The organism is Bacteroides sp. MSK.20.12 (assembly GCF_019052435.1).
Classification (GTDB): Bacteria; Bacteroidota; Bacteroidia; order Bacteroidales; family Bacteroidaceae; genus Bacteroides; species Bacteroides xylanisolvens.
Map to the genome: position 1 here is coordinate 1 of NZ_JAHQVH010000036.1, position 12,300 is coordinate 12,300.

The 12,300-nt window shown below is 43.3% G+C and carries 7 protein-coding genes; 4 read left to right on the top strand and 3 right to left on the bottom strand.

Annotation, left to right across the window (positions count from 1 at the left end; translation table 11 throughout):
• From KTR06_RS17255 to KTR06_RS17270, 4 genes are all read left to right on the top strand, one after another.
• The coding region (locus KTR06_RS17255; protein WP_217290615.1) for a CusA/CzcA family heavy metal efflux RND transporter at nt 1-3,774 on the top strand (3,774 nt) is incomplete at its 5' end.
• Between the two features lie 62 nt (nt 3,775-3,836).
• Nucleotides 3,837-4,730 (top strand): efflux RND transporter periplasmic adaptor subunit, encoded by an 894-nt coding sequence (locus KTR06_RS17260; protein WP_004301142.1) that lies wholly within the window; start codon nt 3,837-3,839, stop codon nt 4,728-4,730.
• Between the two features lie 70 nt (nt 4,731-4,800).
• Nucleotides 4,801-5,868, top strand: a complete 1,068-nt coding sequence (locus KTR06_RS17265; protein ID WP_120067217.1) for a sensor histidine kinase — start codon at nt 4,801-4,803, stop codon at nt 5,866-5,868.
• A gap of 5 nt (nt 5,869-5,873) precedes the next feature.
• Nucleotides 5,874-6,668: a LytTR family DNA-binding domain-containing protein gene (locus tag KTR06_RS17270; RefSeq protein ID WP_004305425.1), complete on the top strand. Its 795-nt coding sequence runs from the start codon at nt 5,874-5,876 to the stop codon at nt 6,666-6,668.
• Between the two features lie 406 nt (nt 6,669-7,074).
• On the opposite strand, the gene KTR06_RS17275 is transcribed toward KTR06_RS17270, so the two are convergent.
• The 3 genes from KTR06_RS17275 to KTR06_RS17285 form a co-directional block, all read right to left on the bottom strand.
• On the bottom strand, nt 7,075-9,021 hold the full coding sequence (locus tag KTR06_RS17275; protein ID WP_121960420.1) for a glycoside hydrolase family 97 protein: 1,947 nt from the start codon (nt 9,019-9,021) through the stop codon (nt 7,075-7,077).
• Nucleotides 9,022-9,124: 103 nt separating this feature from the next.
• The gene (locus tag KTR06_RS17280) at nt 9,125-11,482 is read right to left on the bottom strand and encodes a GH92 family glycosyl hydrolase (protein WP_182422569.1); all 2,358 of its coding nucleotides are present in this window, start codon (nt 11,480-11,482) and stop codon (nt 9,125-9,127) included.
• Nucleotides 11,483-11,492: 10 nt separating this feature from the next.
• Nucleotides 11,493-12,287, bottom strand: a complete 795-nt coding sequence (locus KTR06_RS17285; protein ID WP_120067219.1) for a basic secretory family protein — start codon at nt 12,285-12,287, stop codon at nt 11,493-11,495.
• Nucleotides 12,288-12,300 lie beyond the last annotated feature (13 nt).

The following is a 12,300-nucleotide window of genomic DNA, read 5'->3' on the forward strand; positions in this document are numbered from 1 at the left end:
GGCGGTTACCTGAAACAATATGAAGTAGCCGTCGACCCGGACGCCCTGTTTTCTTTGAATATCACTATCGGCGAGGTGTTCGAAGCACTTAGCAGCAACAACCAAAATACCGGCGGAAGTTACATTGAGAAAATAAAGAATGCCTACTATATCCGGTCGGAAGGTATGATTACCCGCATCAAGGATATTGAACAGATTGTAGTGACCAACCGGAATGGGATTCCGGTACATATCAGTGATGTAGGAGTTGTCCGCTTCGGTTCTCCAAAGCGTTTCGGTGCCATGACAAAGGATGGTGAGGGCGAGTGTGTCGGTGGAATTGCCATGATGCTGAAAGGTGCCAACGCAAATGTAGTGACTCAAGAACTCGAAAAACGGGTAGAAAAAATACAGCAGCTATTACCCGAAGGAGTCAGTATAGAACCTTACTTGAACCGTTCGGAACTGGTAAACCGGAACATCTCTACGGTTGTCAACAACCTGATTGAAGGAGCGGTTATCGTCTTCCTTGTACTCATCCTCTTCCTCGGCAACCTCCGTGCCGGACTGATTGTAGCATCCGTCATCCCGCTGGCAATGCTCTTCGCTTTTATCATGATGCGTGTATTCAATGTCACCGCCAATCTAATGAGTCTCGGTGCCATTGACTTTGGTATTGTAGTAGATGGCTCTATCGTTATCTTGGAAGGTATCCTCGCCCACATTTACGGAAAACAATTCCGAGGCCGCACACTGACCCGCAAAGAGATGGACAAAGAAGTGGAAAAAGGAGCTTCCGGCGTTGCACGTTCCGCCACCTTTGCAGTGTTGATTATCCTTATCGTCTTCTTCCCCATCCTTACATTGAACGGGATTGAAGGGAAATACTTCACCCCCATGGCCAAAACACTTGTGTTCTGCATTATCGGAGCCTTAATTCTTTCACTGACTTATGTTCCTATGATGACCTCCCTCTTTCTGAAGCATACCATTATTGTGAAACCCACCCTTGCCGACCGCTTCTTCGAGAAATTGAACAAGATCTACCAGCACACCCTGCGCGCCTGTCTTCGTCACAAATGGCGTACCGTCATCGTAGCCTTCTCTGCGCTGATCGGTTCACTTTTTCTCTTTACCCGCCTGGGAGCAGAATTCATTCCTACTTTGGACGAAGGAGATTTTGCCATGCAAATGACACTACCCGCAGGAAGTTCGCTGACCGAAAGTATCGAAGTATCCCGCTTGGCAGAGAAAGCATTAATGGATAAATTCCCTGAAATCAAACATGTTGTAGCCAAAATAGGAACGGCGGAAGTTCCCACTGACCCGATGGCGGTGGAAGATGCCGATGTGATGATTATCATGAAACCATTTAAAGAATGGACAAGTGCCGGAAGCCGTGCAGAAATGGTGGATAAAATGAAAGACGCACTTGCTCCGCTCTCCGAACGTGCCGAATTCAACTTCTCGCAACCGATACAGCTTCGCTTCAACGAGCTGATGACGGGAGCAAAAGCAGATATTGCCATCAAATTATATGGAGAAGACACGCACGAATTATATGAAAGAGCCAAAGAAGCAGCTACCTTTGTAGAAAAAGTGCCGGGAGCAGCGGATGTCATCGTTGAGCAGACGATGGGATTACCTCAATTGGTAGTGAAATACAACCGTGGCAAAATAGCCCGTTACGGCATCAACATACAAGAGCTTAACACCATTATCCGAACTGCCTATGCCGGAGAGTCAGCAGGTGTAATCTTTGAAAACGAGCGGAGATTCGATCTCGTGGTCCGGCTTGACCAGGAGAAAGTGGCCGACTTGAATCTTGATAAGTTGTTTGTACGCACTTCGGAAGGAATTCAAATCCCTGTTGGAGAGGTAGCAAGCATCGACCTTGTCAGTGGACCACTGCAAATCAACCGGGATGCAACCAAACGGCGCATCGTCATCGGTGTCAATGTGCGTGACGCAGACATCCAGCAAGTTGTCGCCAATATTCAAGAGACATTGAACAAGAACATCAAACTGAAGCCGGGATATTACTTCGAATACGGCGGCCAGTTCGAAAACTTGCAAAATGCCATCAATACCTTACTGGTGGTCATCCCCGTAGCATTAATGCTCATTCTATTGATTCTGTTCTTCGCATTCAAGAACATCACCTATACCCTGATGGTATTCTCAACCGTCCCCCTATCGCTCATCGGTGGTATCGCCGCACTTTGGCTACGCGGACTTCCGTTTAGCATATCGGCCGGAGTAGGATTCATCGCCTTGTTCGGGGTGGCAGTATTGAATGGTATCCTGATGGTAAATCACTTCAACGAACTTCGTAAACAAAATACCTATTCCATGACTACAAACCAGATTATCAAAAGAGGGACTCCACACTTGCTCCGTCCTGTATTCCTGACAGGACTGGTTGCATCTCTGGGATTCGTCCCGATGGCAATAGCCACTTCAGCCGGCGCAGAAGTACAACGTCCGTTGGCAACAGTGGTCATCGGTGGCTTGATTATTTCTACCGTACTGACTTTACTCATCATTCCGGTGTTTTACAAAATTGTAAATTCATTTGCTACTTGGAGACGTCCGGGAATCAAACTGCGCTGGCCTTTCGGGGGATTGTATCTCCTGTTCTTGTTTCTTCCCGCGTTCGTTTCCGCTCAACAGACACAAACAGTCAGTCTCGAACAGGCGATAGAAATAGCCAAACAAAATCATCCTCGCCTGAAAATAGCCAATAATGCTATTCAACAAGCCAAAGCCACTCGCGGAGAAGTGATAGAAGCAACGCCTACCTCGTTCAGCTATTCCTGGGGTCAACTTAACGGAGAAAACAAAAAAGACAAGGAACTGGCTTTCGAGCAAAGCCTGGGCTCCCTTCTAACGCCATTCTACAAGAATGCGTTAGTCAACCGTCAGGTAAAAACGAACACCTATTATCGGCAGATGGTAGAGAAAGAAATCACAGCAGAAGTGAAAAGGGCGTGGGCCTACTACCAATATGCCACTAATCTCTGTTCAATGTATCGGGATCAGGATAAAATGGCAGAAGAGCTGCAGCGCATCGGAGAATTACGATACCAACAAGGAGAGATCACCTTGCTAGAGAAAAATATGATGACCACCATAGCTGCCGATCTGCATAACCGCTGGTTCCAAGCAAAAGAAGAAGAGAAAATGGCATTGGCACGTTTCCAATGGAGTTGCTACTCCAACGATCCCATTGTTCCGGTGGATTCCACTTTATCCTTATTCTATACCGGCATTTCGGATGGAAACCTGTCGGGAGCACATACTGCCTACTTTCAAAGCCAGGCAGATGAAGCGAAAGCAATGCTCCGTGTAGAGCAGAGCCATTTCTTTCCTGAAATCAGTGTGGGGTATACCCGTCAGGACATTCTCCCACTTAAGAATCTGAATGCCTGGATGATCGGGGTTTCTTTCCCCATCTACTTCCTACCACAAAAGAGCAAAGTGAAGCAGGCACGGCTAACTGCTACTTCAGCGCAAATACAGGCAGATGCCAACATCCGGGAGTTAAGAAATAAGACACTCGAACTGGAAGCATCCCTTCGCAGATATAATGAGAGTTTACGATATTATACCTCTTCTGCCTTGAAAGAAGCGGATGAACTGACAAAGGCAGCCAACCTGCAATTGCAGCAGAGCGAAACAGGCATTGCCGAATATATACAGTCGATTACCACCGCCAGAGAGATCCGCAGAGGCTATATTGAAACAGTCTACCAATACAATATTGCTGCACTGGAATATGAACTTTTCAAGTAGGTGGAAAATCGAGACATTGAATGATATACATCACCCAGAATAATTATTATAAAACATAAGACATGAAAAAGATAGTTTATCCCATCCTTTTACTAGTTCTAACGGCTTGCAAAGGAAACCAGCAAACTACAAATAACGAATCCGCCGCAATTCCCGTTGCCGAAACAATAGCGGATACCATCGCACAACCCGAAGTGGATGCCATCACTTCAGCTACCTCAAAACCTAATCAGGTTTCGTTCAACGGACGAATCGTTCTTCCTCCCCAACGTCAGGCAACCATTGCTTTAACCATGGGAGGCATTGTAAAAAAAGCTTCTCTGCTTCCAGGGCAATGGGTGGCTGCAAACAGTGTAATCGCCACGTTAGAGAATCCGGAGTTCATCACCCTGCAACAAACTTATCTGGACAGTCACGCACAAACCGAATATCTCTTAGCTGAATACGAACGGCAAAAAAATCTGTCTGCCGAACAAGCAGCTTCTCAAAAGAAATTCCAGCAAAGTAAAGCGGACTTTCTCTCCATGAAGAGTCGCCAGGACGCCGCTGCTGCACAACTTTCTCTTTTAGGCGTTCAAACGGAGGCATTACTTAAGAACGGAATACAACCGCTACTGGAAGTCAAAGCCCCCATTAGTGGTTATGCCGCTAATGTAGCGATGAATATCGGCAAATATATCAATCCGGGAGAAGCACTTTGCGAACTTATCGATAAAAGCAGCCCGATGCTTTGCCTGACTACTTACGAGAAAGATCTTGCAGACATACAAGTCGGCAGCCCGGTACAGTTTCGTGTAAACGGAATGGGGACACAAACCTTTCACGGTATCGTGATTTCCATCGGACAAAAAGTAGACGAAACCAATCGTTCGCTCGAAGTGTATGCTTCCATCAAGGAGGAAAATGTACAATTCCGCCCCGGTATGTATGTCACGGCACACATTCAGAAACAATAATTGACCAACTGTGACAACAGCATTGACATTTTATAACCGGTAACTCATAATTTACCACTATCTTTGTTGTATGATAGCCAAAGCAATAAAAAAAGATAAATATATACTTTCCACAGTCATCATCTCCTTAGCGGTTGCTGTACTGATTCATTTTCCTGAATCAGTATCTCTTTTCGACCGTTTCGAAAGTCATTCCTTATTCCCGGGGATGAAGTTTATAGATGTGGCAAACGAAATCCTGTTTACCTTTCTGTCGCTATTGTTACTTTTTGCCATCAATACCCGTTTGTTTCATTTCAATCAGGCTTCCATTAAAATTACAGGAACAAAGATTTTGCTTTCCTTTATCGTGACATGGATATTGAGTAACTTGTCAGGACAGTTTTTTGTTTTCCTTCACAGAACGTTTGATATTCCGGCCATCGATGCCATGGTACATCATTATTTGCATCCATTGCGGGATTTTATTGTGGCATGTCTCGTCACCAGTAGCTGCTGCATCATTCATCTTATATTCAAGCAGCAACTGGTACTTATTGAAAACGAACAGCTTCAGGCAGAGAATCTCCGCAATCAGTATGAAGTACTGAAGAATCAGCTGAACCCACACATGCTGTTCAACTCGCTGAATACCCTGCGTTCGCTGGTACGCGAAAATCAGGATAAAGCGCAGGATTACATTCAGGAACTCTCCCGGGTACTAAGGTATACTTTGCAAAGTAATGAGTCACAATGTGTCAGTCTCCGGGAAGAAATGGAATTTGTTTCCGCTTATATATTTCTATTAAAGATGCGTTTTGAGAACAATCTACAATTCGACATACAGATAAGCAATGCCTACGAAGAATATCTCCTCCCTCCAATGGCGGTGCAAGTGTTGATAGAGAATGCAGTAAAGCACAACGAAATCAGCAACCGGAAGCCGTTGACCATTCATATCACGACGGACGATAACGGCAATTTGTCTATCAGCAACGACATTCAGCCCAAATGGACTGCAACTTCCGGAACCGGCATCGGACTTGCCAACCTTGCCAAGCGATACAGGCTTTTGTTTAAACGGGATATACAAATAACGGAGGACAGAGAGTTTAGAGTTTGTATTCCTTTGATTGAAAAACCACAACTAGAACAATAATCACCATGAAGATTGTCATTATAGAAGACGAAAAAGCAGCAGTACGAAACCTGACTTCACTGCTGAATGAGATAAAACCGAATGGAGAAATCGTGACCATACTGGATAGTATCAGTTCCACTATCGAATGGTTCAGTTCTCATCCGATGCCGGAACTGGTATTCATGGATATTCACCTGGCAGATGGTTCCGCCTTCGAGATATTCAATCATATCAATATTACTTGTCCGATTATCTTTACAACTGCCTATGATGAATATGCATTACGCGCATTTAAAGTAAACAGCATCGACTACTTATTAAAACCCATCGGTAAGGAAGACATAGAACACGCTTTCGATAAGCTCCAAGGTTTACAAGATGCTGCTGACAAACACCAGTTCCCCTTTCCACAACAGGAGAATGAGCTACTGAAACTGATACATTCACTCCAAAAGCAGGAAAACTATAAAAGTCATTTCCTTATTCCTAGCAAAGGAGACAAACTATTGCCCGTTTCTGTAGATATGATACAATTGTTTTATATTAAGGACTGTCAGGTAAAAGTAGTCTTAACCGATGAAACCGAATACTGTTTTTCTCAAACATTAGATGAACTTACGGAGTGTCTCAATCCTTCTCTTTTCTTTCGGGCTAACCGCCAATATCTTATTTCGCGAGAAGCTATCAAAGATATTGACTTATGGTTCAACAGCCGCCTGTCCATCAACTTGTATTATTCAGGAATCAAAGAAAAAATACTTGTCAGCAAAGCCCGAGTAGCAGAGTTTAAAGAGTGGTTCTCTAAGAGAAAACGTTGATTCCGAGACATTGCCTTCTTAGAACAAATAGCAAAACAAAGTGTTTCGTGCCGTGAAACGATTGGTTTCAACGCTTGAAACAAACAGTTTCATGTAGTAAAACACTTTGTTTCAAGCCTTAGAAACTTTAGTTTCAAGCCTCTGAAACTGCAGTTTCCCCTAATGGAAACTAAAGTTTCCCGCCTTGAAACCAAAGGTATCCCCTGTTGAAACTTCTATTTACATACAAGCTTATATTTATATGCAGGCATGTTCATTTCAAACGGTGATAGATGAATGATTAGATGATAGGTGGAGAACAATCTATCACCACCCTGAAAGCTCGATGAACAATGCGTTTCAGAAGAATGGTGATAGATTGAAAGAGGATTCCATTTTTACGTATGGAAAGTTAGAATATGTGCCATCATTCAATGACAGCTGCAAAGCCGCCATTTCTAACCATCTTTATAGTTAGCTGTTCTCCGGCTTTCACTTGGGCTGACTTGCAACGATAATCCATCGCCTGACGTCCTGCGTTGATACCATCCTCAAAAGATGTCATTTGATAAGAGCGATCTTTATTCAAGAAATCTAACTTTATGGTAAACTTACGTTCCTTTTCACCATTGTTAGTCATTCCTCCTATAAACCACTTATCACCTTTCCGTTTTGCAACAATGACATATTCACCCGCTTTAGCTTCCAGTGCCACAGTCTCGTCCCACGTTACGGGAACTTGTGTAATGAAACGGGTACAATCTTCATTACGATAATAAAGAGTAGGATTATCCGCCAACATCTGCAGACCACTTTCAAAAACCACAAAGAGTGCCAACTGATAAGCACGTGTTCCGATACTTGCAGCATTAGGACGTTCCGACCGATACACATTAGGCTGCATACTAATCATCGCTCCGGGAGTATAATCCATCGGACCGATAGCATTACGCATAAATGGTAAATACAGACTATTATCCGGATAACAACCGCCCATTTGTTCCATTCCACGCACTCCTTCGTAAGACAATACATTCGGATATTTATATTCCAGTCCGGCAGGTTTGAAAGAGCCATGAAAATCGACAAACAAATGATGTTTGGCTGCTTCTCGGGCTACCCGTTCGTAAAAGTTGACCATCCACTGATCGCTTCTGTCCATGAAATCAATCTTAAGTCCTTTTACTCCCCATTCATTGAAAGTCTTGAAGAGATCAAAATTGTTTTCTACCGTCAACCATGTCAACCAAAGCACAATCCCTACATTTTTTTCTTTGCCATAACGAATCAACTCGTGCAAGTCTACTTTGGGATTAGGCGTATAAGGATCACGTGTACTTTTAGCCCAGCCTTCATCCATAATGATATATGGAATACCAAATTTAGAAGCAAAATCAATGTAATACTTATAAGTATCCAAGTTATAACCGGAAACAAAATTCACATCCGGTCCGTAAGGAGAAGCGTCATTCCACCATTCCCAGCTCACCTGTCCCGGCTTAATCCATGAAACATCCTGAAGTTGATTCTTTTCAGCCAGTTTATAAGTCATTGTGTTCTCAATCAACTGCTTATCATTTTTACTTATCACAAAGTAACGCCAAGGATAATTTCTCGTACCTTTTGTTTTAGCAATGTAATCAGCTTCTTGAGTAATCTTCATGCTACGATCACTGTTTTCGGCAAACGCAAGCGGAGCTTTAGGAAAAACAGAGATTGCTCCGTTCGTCCCCGTTCCTTTGAGAAACATACATGGATAATCAGCCAGATCCGACTCGCTGATTAATATTTTATAGTCTTTTTGTGTGTCAATCAATACCGGCAAAACAGCTATCCGTTCTTCAGGCTTCCACGCATTACTTTGAACATGTGTGTAAGGTTCCTCATAAGCTGTATGGAAGCCTCCCGGTTGTTGCAAGTGAAGAAGATAATCCGACGGGAAGTTGATAGCAAACTCTTCGTTCATTACTTCAACATCACCTTTTTGTGAGGTAATAAACCGGTAAGCAACTCCATCGTCAAAAGCACGGAATTCTACTGCATAATCTTTAAAGGTCAGTAGCAATTGATTATAACGATTATTGACTTTCGAATATTTCAAAGGAACAATAGGAGTTAATTGCTCGTCGACACTCATACGTTTCTGACGGCGCAGTTTGGGATTTTGTCCCAACACCTGATTCCTCAATGTCAACTGAAGGGTATTGTCTTTCAACAATACATCTCCGTTATAATCTATACTATAATAGATTTTATCCGAGAGATTCAAGGACACTTTCAGCTCTCCATTGGGAGAAATTAACTCTAACTTATTCTGTGCACGAAGTAGTGATGCCAAGCACAAACACACAACTAACAGGAAATATCTTCTCATGATTTAGATATTTAATTAATAATCGTTTTACATTGGCAAATGTAATAAAAACATCACTTCGTACTATCAAACGGACTGGGTAATACTCCTTCAAAAGTCATTTTCACTGGTTTGATATACCCGTTTTCATTAAATTTACCTGATATTTCATTGTCTTTCCGGGCAACGACAAAGAAGGAGCTACCGCTTCATCCGATACCGCACGCTTATAGTTCGGTTTACTGCTCATGACAAAACGTAGTTTCACGCCATCACGTATATCCTCATATTTCAAATAAGATTTGTCATACTTCTTGCCATTCACATACAAATCCTTTACATACACATTCTTCGGCGACCAATTATCTGCTACCATTTCAATAACTTTTCCGTTACTCATCCGAACTGTTATTGCCTCAACGCAAGGAGAACCGATGTTATACATATTGCTTGAAGGAGCCACCGGGTAAAAGCCAATGCAATTAAACATATACCAAGCCGACATCTGTCCGCAATCGTCATTGCCACTTAATGCATCCGGAGTATCGCCATAGAAACGGTCAACAATCGTACGGACCCACTTCTGACATTTCCAAGGTTCTTTCAAGTAATTATAAAGATACGCTACATGATGGCAAGGTTCATTCCCATGCCAATAGGCTCCGATACGGCCTTGAATATCATGTGCTCCCGGAATGTCATCCGGCAACTCTACCGTGAACAGTTCGTCCAACCGGTTGCGGAACCAATCTTCGCCAGCTTCGTTCATATATCCTTGTACATCTTGTGGTACATACCAGGTATATTGTACAGTAAATCCTTCCGTAATATCCCCCCATCCATTTACAGATCCGGGCCCCTGATAAGCTACCGGAGTAAACGGTGTACGCCAGTTTCCCTGACTGTCCTTGCCACGCATATACTTCGTTTCCGGATCAATCAAAGTCTGATAAGAGAGTGCACGATTCAAGAAATAACGATAATCATCCTCTTTACCCAAAGCCTTGGCAGCCTGTGCCATGCAATAATCATCATACGCATATTCCAATGTTTTAGATACTGACTCCGCCTCTTTATCGAAAGGCACATATCCCATCATACGATATTCCGGCAAACAGTCATAATTCGGATTCATCGCCGTGGTCTTCATAGCCTCATACACACGTTCGTAATCGAACCCTTTTACTCCCTTCACAATCATGTCAGCCAATACGGAAACTGCATGATACCCAATCATACACCAAGTCTCATTTCCATAAAACGACCAGATAGGCAGCATTTTCTCCACACTTTTATCATAATGAGCCAACATGGAATTGGCAATATCGGCATTCACTTCCTGTTGAACCAGATTGAACCAGGGATGCAAAGCCCGGTAGGTGTCCCAAAGAGAGAATACCGTATAGTTGGTAAATCCTTCGGCTTTCTCTATATTTTTATCTAATCCTCGAAACTGCCCGTCTGCATCCTGAAAGATGAACGGATGCAAAGCCGCATGGTAAGCCGACGTATAGAATGTTCTTTTCGTTTTACGGTCGGCAGTAAGGGTATATTTTCCAAGTTCTTTTTCCCATAGTGCTTCTCCTTTAGCTTTCAGATCATCGAAAGCGAGTCCGGCAAGTTCCGCCATATTGTTTTTTGCCCCGTTTGTGCTGACCGATGAAATAGCAGTTTTTACAATCACCTCCTCTCCGGCTTTTGTATCAAAAGAGATGCAAGCCATCAGATTCTTTCCCCAAGCTTCATAGCTGCTACGAAACCGGGAGGTATTGTAAATCACCGGCTTCTTATTCTGCATAAAGCGCAAGCCGGTCAACTTTTTAGAGAAAGTAGCCGTGAAATAGATATGCCGTTCCGGTCCCCAGCCTTTTACCAGTTTATATCCGGTGATGGTAGAATCATTTTCCATGCGCAGATTCGCCCATTCACAAGATTGCCATAAAGTATGGTTCATATCAATCATTATAAAAGCTTTATCCGATTGAGGATAGGTGAAGCGAAACATACCACTACGTACCCCTGACGTCATTTCAGCCTTTACTCCATAATCTGCCAGTTCCACCGCATAATAATTAGGTGATGCCCATTCCTTTTCATGAGAATAACGTGAACGGTATCCCTTTTCCGGCTCCTCACGTGTCCCCGGATCCAGTTTCATCTCTCCTGTTCCGGGAATAAACAAGAAGTCTCCCAAATCAGGTATACCAGTCCCGCTTAAATGAGTCAGACTGAACCCCAACAAGGTGGAATGATTATATTTATAACCGGAAGCCGCATCATAGTATTTACTATCCGTGTCCGGACTCATCTGAATTCCCCCGAAAGGAATCTGCGCACCCGGATACACATTACCATAACCATCTGTTCCCACAAATGGATTCACATAATCAATCAGTTTCTCGGTTTGAGCCATGCCTGGCAAAATACTCACCAGGCACAGCCATACTAAAAACAATCCTCTTTTACCCATTACACTCACCATATTTACATTATTATGCTTGTATATCACCTACAGCGACCTGATACTCATGCCATAATTCGTCAATATTATATTCATTCCCTAAAATATGTTTGATAGCACCATCGAACGACCAAGGCACCACCTCCAACGTACTGCGATTGAACTTACGCAGGAATTCAGGATCTTTGTTATCACGCAACCAGACAAAGAAATAACCGGCTGTACGATAACCGTCCATATAGTTCCCGCCTTTCGGACGGGCATTCGGTCCGTCAAATCCTCCATTGGCAACCCGCACAGCATCTGCCATTCCCTCGATAAATGCCCAGAACACACGATTGGTTCCATAAGAACCGATTCCTTGCGGTTCCAGCTGATAAGCATGTGTCAGTTCATGCAACAATACCCCGCGTGTTTCGAAAAACAACTTTGCCGTATCATTCGCTGCAAAAGATTTTTCAATATGACGTGTACTGTAGAAAATCGTCACATCACCATTGCCACCGCCTTTAGCAGAAATACCGTTGATATCTTCCAAAGTATAATGTATCTTGTGCACTGCGGGAATACTATCTTCCGGAGAATTGTAAAGAGTAGCTAATACAGTACGTGCCTGTTCCTTGATATACGATTCAGCATCGGGAATGATCCGGTGGTAAATGTCCGATCCCAGCGTTTCCGGTGCTTTATCCTCAAACAATACAGCACCTGTATTGTACTCTTTCCATACATCAGAATTATCCTTCACCTGTTTTTGCACACTTGCAGCACAAGCCCCCATACCTACCAGCAGGCAGGCTGCATAGATTAAATGTATCTTTTTCATACTCCTTTATTGA

Coding starts and splice junctions, on each gene's coding strand:
- KTR06_RS17270 (WP_004305425.1), top strand. CDS start 5,874: ATGAAGATTGTCATTATAGAAGACGAAAAAGCAGCAGTACGAAACCTG.
- KTR06_RS17280 (WP_182422569.1), bottom strand. CDS start 11,482: ATGGTGAGTGTAATGGGTAAAAGAGGATTGTTTTTAGTATGGCTGTGC.
- KTR06_RS17265 (WP_120067217.1), top strand. CDS start 4,801: ATGATAGCCAAAGCAATAAAAAAAGATAAATATATACTTTCCACAGTC.
- KTR06_RS17275 (WP_121960420.1), bottom strand. CDS start 9,021: ATGAGAAGATATTTCCTGTTAGTTGTGTGTTTGTGCTTGGCATCACTA.
- KTR06_RS17260 (WP_004301142.1), top strand. CDS start 3,837: ATGAAAAAGATAGTTTATCCCATCCTTTTACTAGTTCTAACGGCTTGC.
- KTR06_RS17285 (WP_120067219.1), bottom strand. CDS start 12,287: ATGAAAAAGATACATTTAATCTATGCAGCCTGCCTGCTGGTAGGTATG.